This is a genomic window from Alkalibacter rhizosphaerae, assembly GCF_017352215.1.
Taxonomy (GTDB): Bacteria; Bacillota; Clostridia; order Eubacteriales; family Alkalibacteraceae; genus Alkalibacter; species Alkalibacter rhizosphaerae.
In genome coordinates, this window is sequence record NZ_CP071444.1 from 1,923,217 (window position 1) to 1,945,748 (window position 22,532).

Sequence of the window (22,532 nt, forward strand, 5' to 3'; positions counted from 1 at the left end):
CTATCCGGTGATGCATAATCGGATCACGACGATACGTTAATGCATCACCATGATTCGATTCCCAGTGCTTTTGCTTTTCGAACCACGGTAGGTTGGGAAATTCCCAGATCTTTGGCGGTCTTGTGGGTGCTGCCTGTTCGTTTTAAGGAAGATTCGATTAGATTTCTTTCGAAAGCCGCCAGGGCTTCTTTATAAGGCAGATCTTCGATTTTTTCAAGATGGTCTTTCAACGAATTTATTCCAAGAACAGCGGCGACTTTTTTTTCGGAGATCCTTGTATCATTTTCCATGATGATCAAGCGTTCCAAAACGTTCATCAATTGTCGAACATTTCCTGGCCAATCATAGTTTTCGATGAGTTGGAGTGCACCACTTTCCAACTCGGTTTCTTTGCTGTAGCGTTTGTTGAATTCTTCCAGGAAATGATAGGCCAAAATGGTGATGTCTTCTCTTCGTTCTCTCAAAGGTGGAATACTGATCGGGATTACATTGAGGCGATAATACAAATCCTCTCGAAACGTTCCTGCAGCTATTTGTTCCGCAAGGTCTTTGTTGGTAGCTGCAACGATGCGAGCATCCAGTTTGATGGGTTTGGTACCGCCCACTCGCACAAATTCCTTTTCCTGCAACACCCGCAACAGTTTTGACTGGAGGATCATGGGCATTTCTCCGATTTCGTCCAGCAAAATGGTGCCTTGATGTGCCGTCTCGAACAATCCCAGTTTTTCTTTATTGCTGGCGCCGGTGAAGGCTCCTTTTTCATAACCGAACAATTCGGATTCCAACAGTGTTTCCGGGATCGCTGCGCAATTGACTTTTACATAAGGTTTTTCGCTTCTGGTGCTGAATCGGACGATTTCTTCCGCGACCACTTCTTTTCCACATCCGGTCTCACCGGTTATTAAAACCGTCGCATCGGTGATTGCCACATTTTCGATTTGTTTTCGAATGCTCTCGATAACAAAGCTGCTGCCGATCAGGTTGCTTTGCTTACCTCTCATCAAGTTGATTTGACTTTGGTACATCTTGTTTTCCGTCTCCGCCAGTTCCAATCGGTCTCTCAATTCCAACAGTTCTGTCATATCTCGCATGACGGTAAGAACTTGAACGACATCCCCTTCTTCGTCAAAGAATGGATTTCCTGTGATCAGTACTTTTTTGCCGTTGGTCATGATGGTGGACAAGGCGGATATTTTCTTCTTTTCCTGCATGACGATCATGGAAACGGCATTGCTGAAATATCGGAGGTTGATAAGATCCTGGACGTGGCGGCCAACAACGTCCGTATCTTTCAATCCGGTAATTTTTGTATAACCCTTGTTGATGGCTACCATGATCCCGTCTTTGTCTACGATACAGATCCCATCAGAAACGGCATTGCCGATGGCAAAAGCATCGATTTCTCGTTGTTGGTAACGTTTCAGGGTATGTTCCAAGTTTTCCTTTTCCTTCTTCAGATCCAAAAAAGCATGTAGAAATTTGTCGATCAGCTGATCACTGCTCTCTATTGCCAAAAGATTTAATATATCTTCATGGGTCTTTGAACTCAATGAAACCGTATGGGGATCGGACACGGGTAAACCTCCTTCGGAGTCAAATGCTTTTATCGACTCATTTGACAGTGTGGGATCTTGTATAGAATTCTATACCAAAATATTTTTTGTGAATATTGCCTGGTCAGTTCTTTGAGTTTGTTTTGTTGGAGAATTTCTTCAGGAAATCGTCTTTCATTTCCATCAGTGTCTCCATTTCATTGATCAGCAGGTTGTCCTTGCGATGGCCTGTTTCCATGAAGAACATGGACAATCCTCCCGGGCCTACGTGGGTCCCCACCGCCACGCCCATCTGCATGATGTAAATATCACCTTCAAAGGATGTCTCTTCCAAAAGTTTGGTTTTTAGATTGTCTGCATAACTCTTGTCCGTCGTGTACCCGATGATGATGAAATCCGTCAAAGCGTCGTCATTTCGTCGATTGAATTCCTTGACATAGTGGGACAGGACTTTTTTGCGTCCTCTTTCTTTTGCCACAATGGAGCCTTTGCCGTCTTTCATGGTCATGATGGGTTTCAATTTCAGCATTTTGCCGATCACGGCACTGGCACCGGAGAGTCTCCCGCTGCGGATCAGGTGATCCAGGTCATCAACGGTGAGAAAATGTTTCACATTGGTTTTGTAGGTCTCATTGAAGTCGATCAGTTCCTGGAAGGTCGCTCCCTTTTCCCGTAAGCGTGCACTCTTGACGATGAGCCACCCGCTTCCATGACTCATGGATTTGGAATCCACCACATGGATCCTGATTGGAGAGTCGGGGAATTCTTCGAAGAAATAATCCTTAGCCAGAGCAGCCGATTGGTAGGATCCACTGGTGCCGCTGGACATGCAGATGCACAAGATCTCCGTATAACCTTTGTCCACCGCCTCTTTCATCATGTCTACAAAAGTTGCAGGACTTGGCATGCCGGTGGTGGGAGGGTCCTTCAGATTTTCCATCCTGCTGTAAAATTCATCGGCAGAGATGTCGATCCGGTCTCGATAGGTATTCCCGTCCATGGTCACGGTCAGTGGGGCAATGCTGATGTCGTATTGCTGAAGAATATCTTCGCTAAGGTCGCAGGTCGAATCTGCCATTATTTTTATCATTTTATTCTCCGATCTTCATCTTGGATGGGAAATATGGTCAATAAGCTTAGACTATGGTAATCGCCCTGGATTGTCAACACGAAAGGATGTTTTTTGTGAAAGTCTTTACCAGCTTCTTTTTCACTTGACCAAGATTTTTTCGCAAGGCCATACTGCGTCGGTTTTCATACGCTAGAAAGCAGATCCTTGCCAGGTCCATCTCTTCTGCTGCAGGAATATCCAGCATCTCTTCGAAACGTCGGATGTCGTGAAGTCCTCCGGCCATATTCTGATAGGATGCCAGCAATGGCAAAATGAGGTCTGAATTCTTGACGATGACGTTGTCCATTGACTGAAGCATATATCGGATCCGCTTGGCTTGGATCCGGCTTTTGTGGATCCCATCGTCATCGGTCAAATCCAGGTTTTTGTGATGAGAGATCCATTCGCCCATCATTTGTCGGAGTCGTTTTCCATAGAATTTTTTTGTTCTTGTGTCGGATGCCGATTTCTTGAAGGGCTTTTGTTCCATCAAAAACACCCAGTTTTCTACGTGCAAATGCCAATTTTCCTTGGGATCATCCGTATCCGGTGAAGAAGTTTCTTCCTGGTGAATACGGGTAAAGTGTTCGATCCATTGTTCCAGCGCAAACAAAACCTCGTTTTGGGTATCCGGATCCAACGTTTTCACATGTTGATTGTAATCAGTCAAGGCGGAAAGGAGTACGGCGCTTTCCCGGGCATTTTCAAAAGACTTCAAGGCATCACTCAGCAGCTTCTGGCCTTTTTGGTAGGTTTTCTTTCGAATCAACGGCTTGTAGAAATACATCAAGGATTTTAGTTTTCTCAGAACGATGCGGATGTCGTGAACCGTTTTTTCTTTCAATTCCACGTCGTCCATACTGCCGATCCAGGAGGAAACATCGGCTGTCACCCTTTTCATGTTGTCTTTGATCCGCTTTTCAGATAAAACAAGCTTCAATTCCATTCCCATCACTCCGGTTTTCTTTTTGGTGTTTCTTGTCTGTTTTGTACCCAGAATCCAATAAGTGGAACAGAAACTTTTTGTTTATATGAAAGAACAGCCGCCCAAATGGGCGGCTGCATTTTTTAAAGGGAATCCAACAATTCCAAGATCTCTTCGTCGGTAGGGATATCCTTCATGGAGTTGCCGTAATGGATATGGCGGACGATCCCGCCTATGTCAATGATCAACTGGGCTGGCATGCGACCTAGTTTGATGATACTGACCTTTTGTTCATACAGGTCGGCCACCCGATGTTCCGGGTCCGGAATGCCAGGGAAGGGCATGTCGTTTTCTTCCCAGTATTTTGCAAATGCTTCCCTGTCTTCCGGTCCGACTGCGACCACCAGGGTGTTTTTCTCTTCAAATTTGGAATAGTCCTGACGCAACTGCGCCATGTGCGCTCGGCAGTACGGTCAGACGAATCCTCTGTTGAAAACCAGGAAAATATTTTTTTTGCCAAAATGGCTGGAAAGGGTAAAGTCGTTTCCCTGCCAGTCGGCAATGGTGAAATCCGGTGCTTTTTTGTCGATTTCTATGCTCATGGTAACCCTCCTTCTTGGATGTTATATAAGTTTATATATACACTTTCCTCGATCACTTAAACGGTTAATGGCTCAAAATCTCCTGCTCTTGTTTTTGTCTTCAAAAAACACGGCATCATATTTTTTTTAAAAAATGAATGGGCGAACCTGCAAATTCTTTTTTGGAATAGGGTGCTATTACATGGGAAAGGGCAAATATGATACAATGTATATATATAGAAGGCTCTGGCGATGGATGGATTTCAGGCCGAGTCTGTTTTTGATTGCAAAACCCAAAAGGGCTTTTGTAACTGGGAGGTAAAGGTATGTACGAAATTGGAGATTTGGTTTTTTATGAAAGTACCGGTGTTTGTCGGATCGACGACATATCGACCCAAGATATTACCGGTTTGGATAAAGATCAGCTGTTTTACATATTGCATAGCGTGTATGGAGATTGCAAGATCTGGGTGCCGGTGGAATCGACCCAGCTTTACATGCGAAGGATCATCACGAAAGAACGGGCCTTGCGCTTGATCGACATGATCCCCAACATACAAGCCGAGGCATTTCATGGATCCAGAATGCGAGAATTGGTGGAGCATTATGAGGATTCCTTAAACTCCCACAACTGCCGGGAACTGATCGAGATGACCATGTCCATCTATGCAAAAAAGCAGGAGGCAGAGGATCAGAATAAAAAATTTGGCGCCATCGACAAGCGGTTTATGAAACAGGCGGAAGACCTGTTGTTTGGAGAATTGGCGGCAGCATTGGAAATTCCGAAAGAGGACGTTCAAAACTTTATTGCAGACCGGATCGTGAAAATAGATGTTCGGATGCTGGACAAAAGAAAAAAGGAAGATCAATGAATTAGCGGATATTAAAAGGGGGAGCTTTCCATGGTGGAAAGCTCCCTTTGTTAATGTTTTGTGTTGTTCATTGCATCTACTTCATCAAATACTCGGAAGTATCGGTCCAGTAAAAATGCTCCATGATTTTGTTTGCTCTCGGCACGAAGCCTTCCGAATACTCGCCGTGGTAGTAAAGCGTCATGACAAAGTATGTGTCGCCATGTTTTCCGACCAGGGCGGTCCTTGGCTGATCCGTACTCTTCAGTTCATGGATGGCCCAATCGTAGTATCGGAAATCTTCCTCCACCGGATCCATTCCTTTTAGCAGGACGGATACCTGGTTGTCCGCATCGTTGAGCAGTTCATCTTCCGTCGTGTTTTCCGGGAAGAAGTAAAGTTGCATATAAACGTCTTCCACTTTATTTACGTAATTGGCGTAAAACCGATGTTCCAAGTCACTGACTTTTTCCGCCAGAAAATCCGATGGGACATATGTCCTGAAAGATGCGTCCTTATCTTCATAGAGCATCAGGGTGATGGGTTCTTCCATGCCTTCCAGCTCGATGGTGTCTTCGATCTGGGGTTCTGCAGGATCTTCTACGGGGTCTTCATTTCCATTGTCTACGGTACCGTCGTCGTTGCCGTTGTCACCATTGTCGTTCCCGTCAGGAGGATCCACCGGATCTTCCTGGTTTGGATTTCCGTTATCCCCGTTGTCGGCTGGATCGTTGCTTCCACAAGCGACCAAGGTGAAAACCAGCATGATGACCATCAAAATCACCAATAATTTTTTCATGATAAACCTCCTTCACACAACGCGATCCAGGGATCGCTTTCGATTATTCTATTCCCTGATTCAGATTGACCGAAACATTTCGAAGATTTCCGTTACTGGTGTAGTGGCTTTAAGGCATTTGTCCAAGAGATCAACTGGTCAAAGAGCATGACTGCTTCTTCTTCATGCCTTGGATCCGGTTTGAACTCGGACAGGTCTTTGAAATCCGTATACAGGGAAAACATTACTTGAGCCCGGATGGTGGCCACTTTCAATTCTGCAAAGATCAATCGCAAGTGTTCGACAGCTCTGGCGCCGCCTACACTGCCATAACTGACAAAACCGGCTGCCTTGTTGGCCCATTCCACATTTAGATAATCGATGGCATTCTTTAAAGCTCCGGATGTACTGTGGTTGTACTCCGGTGTCACGATGATATATCCGTCAAATTCCTTGATTTTTTCCGACCACTTTTTGGTGTGGTCTTTGGTATATTGATTCATGCCTGCCGGATTTGGTTCATCCAGGATAGGCAGGTCGTAATCGGCAATGTCTACCAGTTCGAAAGTGGCGTCGGTCCTCTTTTGTGCCTGGTCCAATACCCACTTGGCAACCGCTGCACCGTTTCGTCCCGGTCTGGTGCTTCCCAGCACGATTCCTATTTTCGTCATATTTCTTCACTCCTATTCTATATTTTGTACCCACCGTAGTAGGCTCGTTTTTTCTTATACTTGATTTATACCCCGTAATGAGATAAACAAACGGATCTTCCCGCATCCTGCAAACGTTGACAGGGATCTTCCGTGAATGGATCAGGGTATTTTGAAAAGGGTTTGACATGTACAAAAATATGTCTGATGTGGTAGGATTACTTTAAAAGCAGGGAAGTGCTTCCTGTAGCATTAATCGAAAAGGAGAGTTGAAAATGAACGAAGTACTGCAAAACATCAAAACCAGGCGAAGTGTGCGAAAATTCAAAGACGAGCAGATCGCCAGGGAACAGCTGGACGAGATCCTTACTGCCGGCCTGTATGCTCCCAGTGCCAGGAACACCCAAAACTGGCAGTTGACTGTGATCCAAGGCAGGGAAAAGCTGGAAGAATTGCAAGCTGCAGTGGGAGAGGCGCTGGAACAGCCGACCTATTCCGGTTTCTACAATGCACCTACCATGGTGCTGGTTTCCACCCCTGAAGATTATGCCTTTGGAGCCTTTGATTCCTCCGTTGTGCTGGAAAACATGTTTTTGGCTGCCAACTCGTTTGGGATCCGTTCCGTCTGGGTCAATCAGTTGATGAATACCTGCGACGACATAAAAGTCCGGGAAGTGTTGACCCGATTTAAAGTACCGGAAGACCACAAGGTATGGGGATCCGCCGCCTTGGGATTTGCTGCCGTGGAGGTTCCGGACGATCGGGAAAACAAGGGCGTTGTGGAATTTGCCTGAAGATGAATGATATCTTGATACTCCGGTCTTTTTCCTGTATGATATTTTTACTGAGTTAAAAGGTGGGGTTTTATGAAGAAAAAAATCGTCTTGCATCCAGGCATTTATGCCATCGAAGAAAATCAGGCACTGTATCGCCGTATGGCCTCCAAAGGCTGGTCTTTGACCAAACGAGGCAGCCTGCTCAGTTATTTTGATCGGGAAGAACCGGAAGAGCGCTATTATCGGATGATCTTGACCAAGCCTACCTCCTGGAAGGAACCGGAAGCGGATCCTCCATCCCATCAGGAGTCGGGGTGGGAGCTGGTTTCCGAGAGCGGCGGGACCTGGGTCTATTCGACCACAGGGGAATCCAATGCGCGATCGGATCAGGGACCCAGACAGGAATTAAAAGCCCTCAAATCAGCAAGAAGCAAGCAAATTTGGAACGTACTGGGGCTGGCTTTCTCCCTGGTTCTGGAGTCGGCATTGACAGGGTTGCTGCCTTTTCCGACCAGGGGAAGCGGACTTCAATGGTGGGCGGATGCCCAGCGGTTTTTGGTGCAAAGCACTGCTTTTTCTTTACTGATCTTGGTGTTTTTTGGTTTCTTCATCCTTCAATCCATATATGGATATTTTCGTTTGACCCGGCAGATCCGCCGGATGAAATCAGAAGATCCATTGGGTTTGGAAGAAGAGGAAAAGGGAAGGATCTCCCTGGGACGGATGCTGTTTGTTTTCGCCATGGTGGTTTTTGCAGGTCTGAGTCTCTACCAGCTGGCTGTCGGAGAAGAATACGACATGCCGGCCCATAAAGAGGAAGGCTACATGATCTTGGAAGATCTGGGGCATAAAAAAAGAAAGGCCTTCGACCCAAATGAACCTTTTTACAACGACGATGAATTCGGTATGGTATGGAAAAACCAGTCTTTATTGGCAAAGTGGATGGAAACGACGGAGTATTCCGACGATGCCTGGCTCTTTCAAACCAAATTTGATCTTCATGAGATGGTCGATCCGGACCGATTTGCACAGGTCCTTATGAGAACGGCGGTCTTCGATCCGGATCCGGCAGACTGGAGACCCCATGACGTATCCGGAGTGGACCATGCTTATTCCGGAAAAACAGGACTGGAATTTTTGTTGGTAAAGGGACAAAGGGTCCTCTTTGTCAAGTATTCCGGCAGAGGAGATTCCATGGATCGGCCGGCAAGCCAAAAGGAATTTTTGGAACAAGTGGCAAGCATCGACTTTGACGACAATGAAAAATGATGGATTCAGCCCCTGTTGGAAGGGGCTGTTTTTTACCAATGGATCGGATGGTTGTGATACAATAATATTGCAAATTTTAAAGGAAAAAATCAACGAAGGATTTGGAGGCCGACTATGAAGCAGGACAAGATACTCATCATCGACATGGGCAGCACAAAGAACACCTACATTGCCCGGGAAATACGGGATCTAGGTGTATTTACGGAGATCCATCCCCACGACATGACAAGGGAAGAATTAACGAAGATCACCAACATCAAGGGGATCATTCTAAATGGAGGAGAGCACCGCCATGTGGACGGAGCGGACATTGAGCCGTCGGAGGCCCTTTTGGGCATGGGCGTACCGGTATTGTCCGTGGATCACGACGGCATGGATCCATGGCCGGAATCGGTAGAGGAACGCCTGAAAAAAATGAAGGAATTTGTTTTTGACGTCTGCAAAGCGGAAGCCGACTGGAACATGGAAAATTTCATTGCAGAGCAAGTCTCCCAGATCCAAAAGCAGGTGGGAGACGGTAAGGTCCTTCTGGCCCTCTCCGGCGGAGTGGATTCTTCCGTGGTAGCGGCCCTCTTGATCAAGGCCATCGGGAAGCAGCTGACCTGCGTCCATGTCAATCATGGATTGCTGCGAAAAGACGAACCGGAACAGGTGGTCCATGTCTTCAAGGAAGAAATGGGAGCCAACCTGGTCTATGTGGATGCTGTAGACCGATTTTTGGACAAGCTGGCCGGCGTTGCCGACCCGGAACAAAAGAGAAAGATCATCGGAGAAGAATTCATCCGGGTTTTTGAAGACGAAGCGAGAAAGCTGGAGGATGTGGATTATCTGGCACAGGGGACCATCTACCCCGATATCATCGAATCCGGAACGAAGACGGTAAAATCCGTCAAGAGCCACCACAACGTGGGAGGCCTGCCGGAAGATCTGGACTTCGAACTGGTGGAGCCGTTGAAAATGCTCTTTAAGGATGAAGTGCGAGCCTGCGGCCTGGCACTGGGGCTACCGGAATCCATGGTGTACCGTCAACCTTTCCCGGGGCCGGGCCTAGGGGTGCGCTGCATCGGGGCCATCACCAGGGATCGTCTGGAAGCCGTTCGGGAATCGGACGCCATCCTGCGGGAAGAATTTGCCAAGGCGGGACTGGAAGGAAAAGTTTGGCAGTATTTTACCGTCGTACCGGATGTAAAATCCGTTGGTGTGAAAGACCACAAGCGAAGCTTTGAATGGCCGGTGATCTTGCGGGCGGTCAATACGGTGGATGCCATGACGGCCACCATCGAGCGGGTCCCCTACGATGTACTGGAGGCCATCACCCACCGCATCACCCACGAAGTGAAGGGAGTCAACCGGGTATTGTACGATCTCACACCGAAACCGGTGGGCACCATCGAGTGGGAGTGAGAATAGGAAAAACTAAAACAGGGATCTTTCCGGAACCCTGTTTCTTTTCTTTTATTCCCCTGCAACAATTGTTATAATGGAGACAGACAAAAAGGGGGTTTATCGATGACATATGGCGGACATGTGGTGGCAGTGGCATTTGCGGTGTTGTTTTCCGTGGCCTTTCCCATCGGGTTGTTGTTTTATTCCAGAAAACTGGCTGGGAAATTTCCGTGGAAACAGGCCTTGGCCGGTGCCATGGTATTTGCCATATTTCAGATCTTTACAAGGATCCCATTGATCACCTACCTTCAGGGCCAATCCTGGTTCGTGATCCACATTGCCAGCGAGCGTTTGCTCATGGCGCTGTTTTTGTCCTTTACGGCAGGCCTCTTTGAGGAAGTGGGAAGAACCGTCGCCTTTCTTCTTTTTCGCAGGAACGGATACCGATTTGGAGAAGTCTTCGCCTATGGTGTGGGACACGGGGGTTTTGAATCCCTTCTACTGGTGGGAGTAAACACCCTTGCCAACCTGGTGGCGGTTTTGTATCTGGCCTTCGGCTGGTTTTCCAACGCGGTGATCGGCAATCCCCAGATTTTTGGAAGCGTAGGAGACCTGAGTGCCGTTTTTGCCGCCAATCCGGCCCACTTGTTCTTTTTCGGCGGATTGGAGAGGGTTTTTGCCATCATGCTCCACATTGCCCTGTCTTTTGTGGTAGCAAAGGGCGTATCCGGCAAGCGACCCAAGATGGTATTAATGGCCATCTTGATCCACACAGCGGTCAACTTTGTTGCTGTCCTGATGCCCGGCGTCTGGCTGGCGGAAGGGTTTTTGCTGTTGGTGGCCCTTGGTTGTTTTTGGTACATTCGAAAGAGTTTTTATACAAAATATTTGGATGAAATGGGGGATCGAGGATGATAAGAAGAAAAGGAATGGTATTGCTTTTGGTTTTGTTCTTGTTGACAGGTTTTGCGGCAGGGTGTTCTTCATCGGAAAACAAGGAAAAAGTGGAATCCACAGGAACGCCCAAAGTGGAGGCCATGCTGCTTGCTTTCAACAATGAGGATTACAGCGGGTTTGCGAAAGATTTCGGGCCCATGATGACACAGGCCATGACCCAGGAAGTGTTTGAGGACCAGATCCTTCCGGTGATCGGCGGCCTGATCGGAAAGTATGAAGAAGGAACCCTGACTTTGGCAAAGGTGACGGAAGAATCCAACGAAGGCGTGGACTATATCAGCGCCATTTACAGAAGCAGCTTTACGGAAGAAGAGGGAGACGTGACGGTGACCATCTGGTTCACCAACGACGACGAGATGAAGATCGAAACTTTTGTCATGAATTCTCCCAAGCTGGTTCAAGGGAATGGCTAAACTCGTTTTATACATCCTGGTATTTTTGACATGCTTTTTTCTGGACTTGCTGATGAAACATCTGGCCAACGACCGGTTGGCGCTGCGTCACCCGGTCCAGGTCTATAAACGGTTATACCTGGTATTGGTGCACAACAAAGGAGCCGCTTACGGTTTGTTGAAAAACCGAAAGCGACTCCTGCGGATCTTGTCTGCCTTTGCCATGTTTTTTATGGTCTATCTGTTCATATACACATACAACAATGACTTTTCTCCCGAGTTCATGATCTCTTTAAGCGTCGTACTGGCAGGAGCGGCCGGGAATTTTTCGGAACGGATCCGACATGGCTACGTGACGGATTTTTTATACATCAAGGTAAAAAAAATGCCCATCTTCAACCTAGCGGATCTTTTTATCGTCATTGGAATGGTGTTCGTTTATTATCATGGTTTGTTTTGACAAAAAAAAACGAAAGAGGCTCTCGCCTCTTTCGTTGAATCTGGGAACCAAACGAAATGAAAAACGCAATTCTATTCATTTATTAAGGGAAAAGGGAAAGGGGGTTGGTTCCACTTCTTATTCTCTGAGTATAGAATAACGGGTGAAGCTTTACCCAACCTTTAAATATAAAAAAAGCTTTAAAAAATCGGAGGAAAATCATGAGAGTTCTGTTGGTGGAAGACGAAAAGCCCTTGGCGAAAGCCATAGCCAAGATTTTTGAAAACAATCACATCCTTACCGACGTAGTCTATGACGGGGAAGAAGGCTACATGCTGGCGGAAGAAAACGTCTACGATGTGATCATCCTGGACATCATGCTTCCCGGCATGAACGGATTGGAGATCCTGGAGAGGATCCGCGAAAAGGGGAAAAATACACCGGTGTTGCTGCTGACGGCCATGGATACGACCAAAGACAAGGTCAAGGGCCTAAACATGGGTGCCGACGATTATATGGTAAAACCTTTCGAGACGGATGAGTTGCTGGCACGGGTCCGGGCCCTGGGAAGGCGCCCTCAGGAGATCTTCCACGACTCCAGCATCGAATTTTGCGACGTGAAACTCAATATCAATTCTGGAGAAGCCGTGGTCGCCGGATCACCCAAGAATTTGACGGCCAAGGAAGCCCAGCTGTTGGAAATGTTTTTGCGAAATCCCAACAGGATCGTGTCCAAGGAATTGATTCTGGACCGGATCTGGGGGTTTGACAGCCTAGCGGCGGAGAACAGCGTGGAGATCTACGTCCATTATCTTCGCAAAAAGCTGGTAAAATCAAAAGCCGGGATCCAAACCATTCGGGGAATGGGGTACGTATTGAAGGAGCGGGAATAAATGTTAAACAAGCTGCGGTTGAATCTGACATTGCTCAACACCATTGTTTTGGTCATCATCCTGTTGGCCATTTCGATTTTTTTGTATTTCACCATGCAGATCAACCTGGCCAATACGGTGGACCGGGAACTGGCCCTGGCCGCCGAACAGCTCAACACCTACATCGACTATTTTGACGACCTCCAGGAAGGCTATCCCAACGATCCGGAAAAGGATCAGGAGTACAACGACTTCATACAAAAACTCCTCAACGAGAACATCACGACCGTGGTGTGGGATGAGGAATTCAATGTTCTTCGCAGCTCCATCTATCTTCAGCTTCCCAACAACATTTTGAACGATCTGATCAAATATACCTTTCAAAACGACAATCTGGGCGGCGATGCGGTCAGCTACAACTACGACATCATCGACCTGTCCATCCACACCAATGCCTACGCCAACCGAAACGGAGAGCTGCGAGTGGTCCAGACGGTGAAAAACATGAGCGCGGAAGTGGGATTTTTGGACTGGCTCTTCCAATTTCTAATCATCGCCATGGTTATCGGGGTGACCCTGTCTTTTGTGGGAGGGTACATCTTGTCCGGAAGGACCATCGTCCCCATCCGCAAGTCCATACAGAAGCAGCAGGAATTCGTGGCCAACGTGTCCCACGAGTTGAGGACTCCCATTGCGGTGGTCCTCACCAACCTGGATGTGGTCAAATCCGCTCCCAAGGAGCCGGTGGAAGACCAAATGGTCTGGCTGGACAATGCCTACGATGAAACCAAACGGATGGAAAAAGTGGTGGGGGATCTTTTGTTTCTGGCCAAGGCCGATGCAGGGCAGTTGAATCTGGAGAAGGAATACCTGGATCTTTCCTACCTGATCACCAACACCAGCGAAAGGCTCATGCCCCTGGCTGCCAAGAAAAACATCAGCATTTACAATACCATTGACGAGCGGACCAGGCTTTATGCGGACAAGATGCGATTGACCCAGCTGGTGATCATCCTGCTGGACAACGCCATCAAATACAGTCTGGAAAACACCACCATCACCATCTCCACCAAAGAAGAGCGTGGTCTCTACCAGCTGCGTTTCAAAGATCAAGGGGTGGGGATCCCAGTGGAAGACCTGGACAAGGTCTACGAGCGCTTCTATCGGGCGGACAAGGCCCGATCAAGGGAGATGGGCGGGACCGGTTTGGGACTGTCCATTGCCAAGTGGATCGCCGACGAACACGACTGGCGGCTGGAGATCTCCAGCGAAGCGGGCCAGGGGACCATGGTCCGCTTGTGGATCCCACGGGAAAACATTCGAATGGAGGAATAAAAAATGAATTTGCGATTGCATGGAAAAGAGATCATAACGGGACCGGGAAGCCTGAAGGCCATCAAATCCCTGGAATATGAAAGGTATTTTATCGTAACGGGAAAGAGCTCCATGTTTAAAAACGGAACCATTGGCCGTATGGAGGAGATGCTTCAAGAGAAGAAGGCAACCTATGAGATCTTCTCCGGGATCGGCGCCAATCCCACCACCAAGGAAGTCCTTGCCGGGTTGGAAGCCATGAAAGTCTTTGGGCCCCAGTGCGTGCTGGCGGTGGGCGGCGGAAGCGCCATCGATGCTGCAAAAGTCATGGCCTTGATGGCAGAACATCCTAAGTTGGACATGGATGCCATTACGGGAGACATCCTGACGCTGGAGAGAAAAAACATTTTTCTGGTTGCCATTCCATCCACCTCCGGTACGGCCACGGAAGTGACGAAAAACGCCGTGGTGACCTATCCGGAAAAGGAACTGAAGATCGGCGTGAAAGCCTACGGCCTTCTGCCGGATCTTGCCATTTTGGATGGAGAACTGACCTTGTCCATGCCAAAAGACGTGGTGGCCCATACGGGCATGGATGCCATGACCCACGCTTTGGAATGCTACATCAACCACAAGTGTGAAGAATTTGGGGAAGTGCTGACCATGGGAGCCGTCGAAGGCCTCCTTGCCTATCTTCCAGCCTCTTTTCAAAACGGGGATCTGGAAAGCCGGCAAAAGGTCCATATTTACCAGGCCATGGCGGGAACCGCCTTTCACAACATTGGCCTTGGCATGGACCACGGCATCTCCCACGCCTTTGGGGGAAAATACGACTATGGCCACGGACTGCTAAACGCCATCGGACTGCCCTACGTACTGGCCTTCAACCGGAAGGATCCTATCGTGGACCAAAAGCTGAAGAACCTGGAGAAACGACTGGGCTTCAAGGATGTGGTGGAAGCCATCCACCAGATGAACCGGACCCTGGAGCTGCCTGCCTCCATTTCACAGTTGGGGTTGGCGGAAGAGGATTACCTGGGGGACCTTGAAGGACTACTAGAAAACGCCTTGTTGGGGTCCACCAGATCCAATCCCGTCCCCATGGACCGGGAGACCATGAAAAAGGTGCTTGATTCCATCTTCTATGGTAGAATAATGTTTTAATTGAAACACGGAAAGAAAGAATTGGAGGAAGACATGAAGTTAACGGAAGGACTCAACGAACGACAACAACAGGGGGTGCTCAGCACCGACGGACCCGTATTGATCCTGGCGGGAGCCGGTTCCGGAAAAACGAGAACCATCATCCACCGGATCGCCTATATCCTGCAGGAGAAAAAAGCAAAACCATGGGAGATCCTGGCCCTGACCTTTACCAATAAAGCGGCGGAAGAGATGCGAAGCCGGATCCAGGAAATGAATGTAGACGGCGCCAAGGATCTTTGGATGAGCACCTTTCATTCCATGTGCGCCAAAATGCTCCGTTTCCATGCCAATCTGATTGGATACGATCGCAACTATGTGATCTACGATATGGGAGATGTGAAGATCCTGATAAAAGAATGCCTGACGGAGTTGAACCTGGACGACAAGATGTACCCGGTCAGCGCCATGATCAACCGGATCAGTTCCCTGAAGGAAAAGGGGATCCATCCGGCGGATTTCGACAAGCAGGCCGTAGGGGATTTCCGGGAGGAAAAGATCGCCGCCATTTACGATCTCTACCAGAAGAAACTTCGGGGAAACAACGCCATGGACTTTGACGACTTGCTGGTGAATACGGTCCGCCTTTTTGAAGAACATCCGGACATTTTGACCTATTATCAGGACAAATTCAAATACATCCTGGTGGACGAGTACCAGGACACCAACCCCATCCAATTTCGCATCACGGACATGCTGGCCAACAAACACAAAAACATTTGCGTCTGCGGTGACGATGACCAGAGCATCTATGCGTTCCGGGGAGCGGACATCCGAAACATCCTGGAATTCGAAAAGCACTACCCCAAAGCCACCGTCATCAAATTGGAGCAAAACTACCGCTCCACCCCAAACATCATCGAAGCTGCCAATAGTGTGATCAAAAACAACCAGGGACGCAAGGACAAGAAGATGTGGACGGACAAGGAACCGGGAGAGCTCATCGAGATCCACGAACTCAACGACGAGCGGGAAGAGAGCAATTTTGTCACCAACCAGATCCGAAGCATGGTACGCTCCGGGTTTTATGAGCATAAGGATTTTGCCGTACTCTACCGGACCAATGCCCAAAGCCGGGTGTTTGAAGAAAGCTTCATGGCGGCCCAGGTCCCCTACAAGATGGTGGGAGGCACCAAGTTTTACAGCCGCCAGGAGATCAAGGACATCATCGCTTATCTGGTGGTGCTGGACAATCCCCGGGACGATCTGAGCCTGAAGCGGATCATCAATACCCCCAAGCGGGGGATCGGCGCCGCCACCATCGGCAAGCTGGAAGACTTTGCCGAGTTCAAGGGTTGGGCCCTCTATGATGTGATCATGAACCTGGACCATATGGTGGGTCTCACGGCTGGCGTCATGAAAAAGCTGGAAGAATTCTCGGAGCTGATCCGACACTTTGAGGAAACAAAAGAGCATCAAACCATTGCTGCCCTTATGGAAGAAGTTATGGATTCCTCCGGCTACATGGACATGCTGGAAAGCGGAAAAATGCAAAATGCCCAGTCCCGGATCGAGAATCTCAAGGAGCTGATTTCTGCTGCCGTGGAATTTGAAAAGAATTCCGTGGAGAACGACTTGACCGCATTTTTGGAAAACGTCTCCCTGTTTTCGGAAACGGACAACATTCCGGAAGAGGGTGGGGAGGTGCTGCTCATGACGGTCCACAACGCCAAGGGACTGGAGTTTCCGGTAGTGTTTTTGCCGGGAATGGAGGAAGGGATCTTTCCCCACGAGAGGTCCAAAGAAGACGAAGTGGAACTGGAAGAGGAGAGACGCCTTTGCTATGTGGGCATCACCCGTGCAGAGAAAAAACTCTTCATGACCCATGCCAGGTATCGTACCGTATACGGCAGACTCAGCGTCAACATGCGATCCCGTTTCCTGGACGAGATCCCGGCAGAACTGGTGGAAGTGGTGGAAACGGAAAAACCGGCGGCACCGGTTCGGAAACAGCGGGATTCCTACAACTCCTCCTTCAGCATGAACAAGCAGATGGGGCGGTTCATTCCAGATGGAAAGAAGAGCAGCCAAGCCCCGGAGGAGAAGACGGAAAAATCGGCAGGCCCGGGAGCTAAGGTCATCCACAAGGTGTGGGGGGAAGGAACCGTCATCGCCATGGACGGGGACATCGCCACCATTGCCTTTCCCAACATGGGGATCAAGAAAGTGGCGTGGAGCATGGCGCCCATAAAAATAGTGTAGAGGGGATCCTATGAATACAGATGTGCTCCAGGAAATGGACCAACTGATCAAAACCATTGAAGAACACAACCTGCGATATTATGTAGAGGATGCGCCTACGGTGACGGATGCAGAATACGACCGGCTCCTCCAGCGCCTCATGGCCTTGGAAGAAGCCCATCCGGAAATGGCACGTCCCTATTCACCCACCAAGCGTGTGGGGGGACGAGTCCTGGACAAGTTTGAAAAAGTGCCCTTTACCACACCAAAGCTGAGTCTGGCAAATGCCTTCAGCAAGGAAGACCTGCTGGCATTTGACGGCCGGATCCAAAAAGCGGTGGGGGAAGCCACCTATACGGTGGAATACAAATACGACGGACTCACCGTAGTCCTCTATTACGAAGAAGGACTCTTTGTCCGGGGAGCCACCCGGGGAGACGGGACCACGGGTGAGGACATTACGGAAAATTTGAAAACCGTGGGTAATATCCCATTGCGATTGAAGGAAGAAGTCACCCTGGAAGTTCGGGGGAAGTTTATATGGACAAGGCCGGATTTGAGGCCTTGAACCAAAAACGGCAGGAACAGGGGGAGGCCCTCTTTGCCAACCCCAGAAATGCAGCGGCCGGTTCCCTTCGCCAGCTGGACACAAAAGCGGTGGCACAACGGCCCCTGGATATTTTTGTTTTCAGCCTGGAAAGCAGCGAGGAAGGGTTAAAAAGCCACAAACAAGCCCTTTCCTATTTGACCGATCTGGGGTTCAAGACCAGTGAAGTGAAGCAATTTCACGCCATGGAGGAGATCCTGGACTATATCGACACCATGGAAACGGCCCGAAAGGAATTGCCTTTTGAGATCGACGGACTGGTCATCAAGGTGGACGACCTGGAGCTTCGACGCCGGTTGGGGCAGACGGAAAAAAGCCCCCGATGGGCCATGGCCTACAAGTTCGCTCCGGAAGTGGCGGATACCCTGCTGGAAAAGATCCTGATCCAAGTGGGTCGCACCGGCGTGTTGACGCCGGTTGCCCAATTGCAGCCGGTCCATATATCCGGATCCACCGTTTCCCGGGCCACCCTTCACAACCAGGACTACATCACGGAGAAGGATATCCGGGAGGGAGACTGGGTCTTTGTCCGAAAAGCCGGCGAGATCATACCGGAAGTGATCCGGGTGGATCTTACCCGACGAAAAGAAGATGCAGCACCATATACCATTCCGGACACCTGTCCCGAATGCCATGGTCCCACCTACCGGGACCCGGAGGAAGCGGATGTCAAATGCCTGAACGCTTCCTGTCCCGCCCAGGTGCGGCGAAAGATGGCCCACTTTGTTTCCAAAGGGGCCATGAACATCGAAGGGCTGGGACCAAAGCAGATCCAAAAATTCATCGACAGCGGTCTGATTGCCGACATCAGCCATATATATGAACTGAAGGACAAGAAAGAGGACATTCTCCAGCTGGAGAAAACCGGGGAAAAGTCTTTTGAGAACCTGGTGGAAGCCATTGAAGATTCCAAAAATCGATCCCTGGCCCGCCTGATCTACGCCCTGGGGATCCCCTTTGTGGGGGAGAAAACGGCGAGACTTTTGGCCGCCAACTTTCCCTCCATGGACCGGTTGAAAAACGCTGCGGTAGAGGAACTGGCCGCCATCCACGAAGTGGGGGACGTGATCGCCAGGGAAACTCGAGCATTTTTCGACAATCCGGAAAACCTGGAGCTGTTGCAGCGCCTTGGGGAAAAGGGTCTGAAGATGGAAGAAGAAGGACTCCAGGAAAAACCGGCGGGAGGAAAGCTGTACGGCAAGAAATTCGTTTTGACGGGGACATTACCCTCCATGACCCGGGAGGAAGCCAAAGCCCTTATCGAGAAAGAGGGAGGCAGCGTGGTAGGCTCCGTCAGCAAGAAGACGGACTACGTCCTGGCGGGAGAGGCTGCAGGCAGTAAGCTGGAGAAGGCCCAGAGCCTTGGCATAATGGTCATCGACCAGGATGCTTTCTTGTCCATGGTGGAGTAAACCATTGTAAAGACACCAAAGTTACCATATAATATAGGGATATGAAAGAAAAACCAAAGCCATAGCGAGGTGGAACCGATGAAACTGACAAAAGAAGATGTGATCTACGTGGCCGACCTGGCCCGTTTGGAGTTTACGGAAGAAGAACTGGGTTTGTATGCAGACCAGCTCAGTGCCATCCTGGATTACGAAGAAAAGCTCAACGAACTGGATACGACAAATGTGGTCCCCACGGCCCACGTACTGCCTGTCAACAACGTATTGCGGGAAGACGTCGTCAAGCCGTCATTGGACCGGGAGAAGGCCCTGATGAACGCCCCTTCCCAGGATCAAGGGTGCTTCAGCGTGCCCAACGTATTGGAATAGGGGGATGAAGATGACGAAATATCGCACCATACACGAGATCAAGGCCCTGATCGAAAAAGGGGAGACCACCTACGAAGAAGTGATGGGAGCCTACATCAATCGGATCGACCAGGTGGAAGGCACCGTCGACAGTTTTTTACAGGTATTGAAGGAAGAAGCCTTGAACCAGGCCAAAGCCGCCGATGAAAACAAGGATGATAAGACAAGCCCTCTTTTCGGGATCCCATACGGATTAAAGGACAACATCTGCATGGAGGGGGTGGAGACCACCTGTGCATCCAAGATCCTGACAGGCTTTATTCCCCCCTACAGTGCAACTGTAGCGGAAGATCTGAAAAACAGCGGGGCGGTTGTTCTTGGGAAAGCCAACATGGATGAATTTGCCATGGGATCTTCCAACGAAAACTCCTCCATCAAACCGACGAAAAACCCTTGGGATCCGTCCCGGGTGCCGGGAGGCTCCAGCGGCGGATCCGCCGCCTGCGTGGCTGCCGACGAAGTGGTTTTCGCCCTGGGTTCCGATACGGGCGGATCCATTCGCCAGCCTGCATCTTTTTGCGGCGTGGTGGGTCTCAAGCCCACCTACGGACTGGTTTCCCGCTACGGACTCATTGCCTTTGCATCTTCCTTGGACCAGATCGGACCCATCACCAAAGACGTTACCGACTGCGCCCTGGTCCTCAACCAGATCGCCGGTCACGACGAGAAGGATTCCACTTCCGTGGACCGGGAGAAGGAAGATTACACTTCCTACCTGCAAAAGGACATCAAGGGCATGAAGATCGGCATCGTGGAAGAGTACTTTGGAGAAGGTTTGCAGCCGGATGTCCGAAAGCGTCTGGAAGAAGCTGTGGAAGTATACAAGAGCCTGGGGGCTCAACTGGTGGATGTCAAACTGCCCACCTCCGACTACGCCTTGTCCGCCTACTACATCATATCTTCGGCGGAAGCCAGCTCCAACCTGGCCCGCTACGACGGGATCCGCTACGGGTTCCGGGCGGAAGGATTCGACGATCTTTTGGACCTCTATAAAAAGACAAGAAGCCAGGGATTTGGGGAAGAAGTCAAGCGCCGGATCATGCTGGGAACCTATGCCCTCAGCAGCGGCTATTACGATGCCTACTATAAGAAAGCACTCCAGGTGAGGACCCTGATCAAGGAAGACTTTGACAAGGCCCTGTCCCAGTGCGACGTGATCCTTTCTCCCACCTGCCCCACCACGGCCTTCAAGCTGGGGGAGAAGAGTTCGGATCCCTTGGAAATGTACCTATCCGACATCTACACTGTACCGGTGAACATCGCTGGTATCCCCGCCATCTCCATCCCCTGCGGATTGGATGAACAGGGACTGCCTGTCGGCATGCAGCTGATCGGACGGGATTTTGGAGAAAAGGACATCCTGAAAGCGGCCTATGCCTTCGAGCAGGCCACCAAACATCACTTGAACCGACCCACGTTACAGGAGGCGAGATAATGGAATACGAAATCGTCATTGGACTGGAAATACATTCGGAACTGGATACCAAATCCAAGATCTTCTGTGGCTGCAGCACCGCCTTTGGTGGAGAGGAAAACACCCAGACCTGTCCCGTTTGCCTGGGACTGCCCGGCGTGTTGCCCGTCATGAACAAAAAAGTGGTGGAATATGCCGTCAAAGCCGGCATCGCCACCAATTGCACCATTGCCCGTTTCAGCAAGATGGACCGGAAAAACTATTTTTATCCGGACCTTCCCAAAGCCTATCAGATCTCCCAGTTCGACTTGCCCATCTGTGAGCACGGAACCGTGGAGATCAACGTGGACGGGGTGAAAAAGAACATCGGCATCACCCGGATCCACATGGAGGAAGACGCAGGCAAGCTGATCCATGCGGCAGGCGGTACTCTGGCGGACAACAACCGCTGCGGTGTCCCTCTTATCGAGATCGTTACGGAACCGGACATGAGAAGTGCGGCGGAAGCCCGAGCCCTGGCGGAGAAGATCAAGACCATCCTGGAATATACGGAAGTGTCCGACTGCAAGATGCAGGAAGGTTCCCTCCGATTTGACGTCAACCTGTCCGTTCGCAAGCCGGGAGAACCCTTCGGGACCCGGACGGAGATGAAGAACTTGAATTCTTTCCGGGCCCTGGAACGGGCCGTGGAAGTGGAGTCCAAGCGGCAGATCTTCGAGATCGAACGGGGAAATCCCATCATCCAACAGACCAGAAAGTGGGATGACGACAAGGGGGAGAGTTACGCCCTTCGAAGCAAGGAAGAAGCCCATGATTATCGATACTTTCCCGATCCGGACCTGGTTCCCGTCGTCCTGACGGAGGAATACATCCAAAACATCAAGGGATCCATGCCCATCCTTCCATGGGTGCGCAAAGTCCGCTATATGGAAGACTACAACCTTTCCGAATACGATGCGGATATCCTGGTCTCCAGCCGGGAGACGGCGGAGTTTTTTGAAGGCACTGTGGCCGTCTGCAAGGACGCCAAAACGGCTGCAAACTGGCTCATGGGCGACATTGCCGCCACCCTCAACGAAAAGGGACAAACCATGGCGGACGTGACCTTTACCCCGGCCCAGCTGGGAGAAATGATCGGTCTGATCAACGACAAGACCATCAGTTCCAGCATTGCAAAGCAGGTCCTCCAGGAAATGTTTGCAACCGGCAAGGACCCCAAGGTCATTGTAGAAGAGAAGAACCTGGCCCAAATGAGCGATACTTCCGAACTGAAAGGGATGGTGCTGGATGTAATGAAAGCCAATCCCCAGTCCGTGGAAGACCTGAAAAACGGAAAAGAAAAAGCCATCGGTTTCTTGGTGGGACAGATCATGCGACAGACAAAAGGAAAGGCCAATCCCCAGATGGTCAATGAATTGATCCGGGAGTTGATCGACCAAGTGTAAGGACATGGAGT

General features: G+C 49.8%; 20 protein-coding genes and 2 pseudogenes. 15 read left to right on the top strand and 7 right to left on the bottom strand.

The features are described 5' to 3' along the window. Nucleotides 1-44: 44 nt before the first annotated feature. The 5 genes and pseudogenes from J0B03_RS09570 to J0B03_RS12365 all read right to left on the bottom strand — a co-directional run bounded on the left by J0B03_RS09570 (nt 45) and on the right by J0B03_RS12365 (nt 4,191). Nucleotides 45-1,574, bottom strand: a complete 1,530-nt coding sequence (locus J0B03_RS09570) for a sigma-54 interaction domain-containing protein (RefSeq protein WP_207299386.1) — start codon at nt 1,572-1,574, stop codon at nt 45-47. 103 nt (nt 1,575-1,677) lie between these two features. Then, nucleotides 1,678-2,643, bottom strand: coding sequence for a DegV family protein (locus J0B03_RS09575; protein ID WP_207299387.1), 966 nt, complete (start codon nt 2,641-2,643; stop codon nt 1,678-1,680). A gap of 73 nt (nt 2,644-2,716) precedes the next feature. Continuing rightward, nucleotides 2,717-3,610, bottom strand: coding sequence for a CHAD domain-containing protein (locus J0B03_RS09580; RefSeq protein ID WP_207299388.1), 894 nt, complete (start codon nt 3,608-3,610; stop codon nt 2,717-2,719). Between the two features lie 122 nt (nt 3,611-3,732). Continuing rightward, nucleotides 3,733-4,050 (bottom strand): annotated as a pseudogene (locus J0B03_RS09585) (peroxiredoxin family protein); the annotation flags it as partial. 12 nt (nt 4,051-4,062) lie between these two features. Continuing rightward, nucleotides 4,063-4,191 carry a thioredoxin domain-containing protein gene (locus J0B03_RS12365; protein ID WP_256436415.1) on the bottom strand — a complete coding sequence of 43 codons (129 nt, stop codon included), beginning with the start codon at nt 4,189-4,191 and terminating at the stop codon, nt 4,063-4,065. A 305-nt stretch (nt 4,192-4,496) separates the two neighbouring features. Here J0B03_RS12365 and J0B03_RS09590 point away from each other — a divergent pair, with 305 nt between their 5' ends. After that, nucleotides 4,497-5,042: a CarD family transcriptional regulator gene (locus tag J0B03_RS09590; RefSeq protein ID WP_207299390.1), complete on the top strand. Its 546-nt coding sequence runs from the start codon at nt 4,497-4,499 to the stop codon at nt 5,040-5,042. Nucleotides 5,043-5,118: 76 nt separating this feature from the next. Here the strand turns inward: J0B03_RS09590 and J0B03_RS09595 are convergent, their stop codons facing one another. Then, a complete protein-coding gene (locus J0B03_RS09595; protein ID WP_207299391.1) occupies nt 5,119-5,820 on the bottom strand; it encodes an LptM family lipoprotein in 702 nt (233 codons plus the stop codon). Between the two features lie 92 nt (nt 5,821-5,912). Beyond that, nucleotides 5,913-6,470, bottom strand: a complete 558-nt coding sequence (locus tag J0B03_RS09600) for an NADPH-dependent FMN reductase (RefSeq protein WP_207299392.1) — start codon at nt 6,468-6,470, stop codon at nt 5,913-5,915. Between the two features lie 254 nt (nt 6,471-6,724). Between J0B03_RS09600 and J0B03_RS09605 the strand changes: the two genes are divergently transcribed. The 14 genes and pseudogenes from J0B03_RS09605 (at nt 6,725) to gatB (ending at nt 22,521) form a co-directional block, all read left to right on the top strand. Next, on the top strand, nt 6,725-7,243 hold the full coding sequence (locus tag J0B03_RS09605; RefSeq protein WP_207299393.1) for a nitroreductase family protein: 519 nt from the start codon (nt 6,725-6,727) through the stop codon (nt 7,241-7,243). 72 nt (nt 7,244-7,315) lie between these two features. Next, the gene (locus tag J0B03_RS09610; RefSeq protein ID WP_207299394.1) at nt 7,316-8,494 is read left to right on the top strand and encodes a DUF2812 domain-containing protein; all 1,179 of its coding nucleotides are present in this window, start codon (nt 7,316-7,318) and stop codon (nt 8,492-8,494) included. A gap of 114 nt (nt 8,495-8,608) precedes the next feature. Beyond that, the gene (gene guaA / locus J0B03_RS09615) at nt 8,609-9,898 is read left to right on the top strand and encodes a glutamine-hydrolyzing GMP synthase (RefSeq protein WP_207299395.1); all 1,290 of its coding nucleotides are present in this window, start codon (nt 8,609-8,611) and stop codon (nt 9,896-9,898) included. A gap of 105 nt (nt 9,899-10,003) precedes the next feature. Then, nucleotides 10,004-10,795, top strand: coding sequence for a YhfC family intramembrane metalloprotease (locus tag J0B03_RS09620; RefSeq protein WP_207299396.1), 792 nt, complete (start codon nt 10,004-10,006; stop codon nt 10,793-10,795). Then, nucleotides 10,792-11,250, top strand: coding sequence for a hypothetical protein (locus tag J0B03_RS09625; RefSeq protein ID WP_207299397.1), 459 nt, complete (start codon nt 10,792-10,794; stop codon nt 11,248-11,250). Before J0B03_RS09620 ends, J0B03_RS09625 begins: the two co-directional genes overlap by 4 nt. After that, a complete protein-coding gene (gene lspA, locus J0B03_RS09630; protein WP_207299398.1) occupies nt 11,243-11,689 on the top strand; it encodes a signal peptidase II in 447 nt (148 codons plus the stop codon). Before J0B03_RS09625 ends, lspA begins: the two co-directional genes overlap by 8 nt. A gap of 200 nt (nt 11,690-11,889) precedes the next feature. After that, complete coding sequence (locus J0B03_RS09635; protein ID WP_207299399.1) at nt 11,890-12,561, top strand: response regulator transcription factor; 672 nt, start codon at nt 11,890-11,892, stop codon at nt 12,559-12,561. Continuing rightward, entirely contained in the window at nt 12,562-13,875 is a 1,314-nt protein-coding gene (locus J0B03_RS09640) for a sensor histidine kinase (protein ID WP_207299400.1), read from the top strand. A gap of 3 nt (nt 13,876-13,878) precedes the next feature. Beyond that, nucleotides 13,879-15,018, top strand: a complete 1,140-nt coding sequence (locus tag J0B03_RS09645) for an iron-containing alcohol dehydrogenase (RefSeq protein WP_207299401.1) — start codon at nt 13,879-13,881, stop codon at nt 15,016-15,018. 33 nt (nt 15,019-15,051) lie between these two features. Next, a complete protein-coding gene (pcrA, locus tag J0B03_RS09650; protein WP_207299402.1) occupies nt 15,052-17,259 on the top strand; it encodes a DNA helicase PcrA in 2,208 nt (735 codons plus the stop codon). 34 nt (nt 17,260-17,293) lie between these two features. Further along, nucleotides 17,294-19,257 (top strand): annotated as a pseudogene (ligA, locus tag J0B03_RS09655) (NAD-dependent DNA ligase LigA). 78 nt (nt 19,258-19,335) lie between these two features. After that, the gene (gene gatC / locus J0B03_RS09660; protein WP_207299403.1) at nt 19,336-19,623 is read left to right on the top strand and encodes an Asp-tRNA(Asn)/Glu-tRNA(Gln) amidotransferase subunit GatC; all 288 of its coding nucleotides are present in this window, start codon (nt 19,336-19,338) and stop codon (nt 19,621-19,623) included. Between the two features lie 4 nt (nt 19,624-19,627). After that, nucleotides 19,628-21,097, top strand: coding sequence for an Asp-tRNA(Asn)/Glu-tRNA(Gln) amidotransferase subunit GatA (gene gatA / locus J0B03_RS09665; RefSeq protein ID WP_207299404.1), 1,470 nt, complete (start codon nt 19,628-19,630; stop codon nt 21,095-21,097). Then, nucleotides 21,097-22,521 (top strand): Asp-tRNA(Asn)/Glu-tRNA(Gln) amidotransferase subunit GatB, encoded by a 1,425-nt coding sequence (gatB, locus tag J0B03_RS09670; RefSeq protein ID WP_207299405.1) that lies wholly within the window; start codon nt 21,097-21,099, stop codon nt 22,519-22,521. Before gatA ends, gatB begins: the two co-directional genes overlap by 1 nt. Nucleotides 22,522-22,532 lie beyond the last annotated feature (11 nt).

Excerpts from the sequence above, each read along its gene's own strand:
- J0B03_RS09575 (WP_207299387.1), bottom strand. The coding sequence starts at position 2,643 with ATGATAAAAATAATGGCAGATTCGACCTGCGACCTTAGCGAAGATATT.
- J0B03_RS09580 (WP_207299388.1), bottom strand. The coding sequence starts at position 3,610 with ATGGAATTGAAGCTTGTTTTATCTGAAAAGCGGATCAAAGACAACATG.
- J0B03_RS12365 (WP_256436415.1), bottom strand. The coding sequence starts at position 4,191 with ATGAGCATAGAAATCGACAAAAAAGCACCGGATTTCACCATTGCCGAC.
- J0B03_RS09590 (WP_207299390.1), top strand. The coding sequence starts at position 4,497 with ATGTACGAAATTGGAGATTTGGTTTTTTATGAAAGTACCGGTGTTTGT.
- J0B03_RS09595 (WP_207299391.1), bottom strand. The coding sequence starts at position 5,820 with ATGAAAAAATTATTGGTGATTTTGATGGTCATCATGCTGGTTTTCACC.
- J0B03_RS09600 (WP_207299392.1), bottom strand. The coding sequence starts at position 6,470 with ATGACGAAAATAGGAATCGTGCTGGGAAGCACCAGACCGGGACGAAAC.
- J0B03_RS09605 (WP_207299393.1), top strand. The coding sequence starts at position 6,725 with ATGAACGAAGTACTGCAAAACATCAAAACCAGGCGAAGTGTGCGAAAA.
- J0B03_RS09610 (WP_207299394.1), top strand. The coding sequence starts at position 7,316 with ATGAAGAAAAAAATCGTCTTGCATCCAGGCATTTATGCCATCGAAGAA.
- guaA (WP_207299395.1), top strand. The coding sequence starts at position 8,609 with ATGAAGCAGGACAAGATACTCATCATCGACATGGGCAGCACAAAGAAC.
- J0B03_RS09620 (WP_207299396.1), top strand. The coding sequence starts at position 10,004 with ATGACATATGGCGGACATGTGGTGGCAGTGGCATTTGCGGTGTTGTTT.
- J0B03_RS09625 (WP_207299397.1), top strand. The coding sequence starts at position 10,792 with ATGATAAGAAGAAAAGGAATGGTATTGCTTTTGGTTTTGTTCTTGTTG.
- lspA (WP_207299398.1), top strand. The coding sequence starts at position 11,243 with ATGGCTAAACTCGTTTTATACATCCTGGTATTTTTGACATGCTTTTTT.
- J0B03_RS09635 (WP_207299399.1), top strand. The coding sequence starts at position 11,890 with ATGAGAGTTCTGTTGGTGGAAGACGAAAAGCCCTTGGCGAAAGCCATA.
- J0B03_RS09640 (WP_207299400.1), top strand. The coding sequence starts at position 12,562 with ATGTTAAACAAGCTGCGGTTGAATCTGACATTGCTCAACACCATTGTT.
- J0B03_RS09645 (WP_207299401.1), top strand. The coding sequence starts at position 13,879 with ATGAATTTGCGATTGCATGGAAAAGAGATCATAACGGGACCGGGAAGC.
- pcrA (WP_207299402.1), top strand. The coding sequence starts at position 15,052 with ATGAAGTTAACGGAAGGACTCAACGAACGACAACAACAGGGGGTGCTC.
- gatC (WP_207299403.1), top strand. The coding sequence starts at position 19,336 with ATGAAACTGACAAAAGAAGATGTGATCTACGTGGCCGACCTGGCCCGT.
- gatA (WP_207299404.1), top strand. The coding sequence starts at position 19,628 with ATGAAGATGACGAAATATCGCACCATACACGAGATCAAGGCCCTGATC.
- gatB (WP_207299405.1), top strand. The coding sequence starts at position 21,097 with ATGGAATACGAAATCGTCATTGGACTGGAAATACATTCGGAACTGGAT.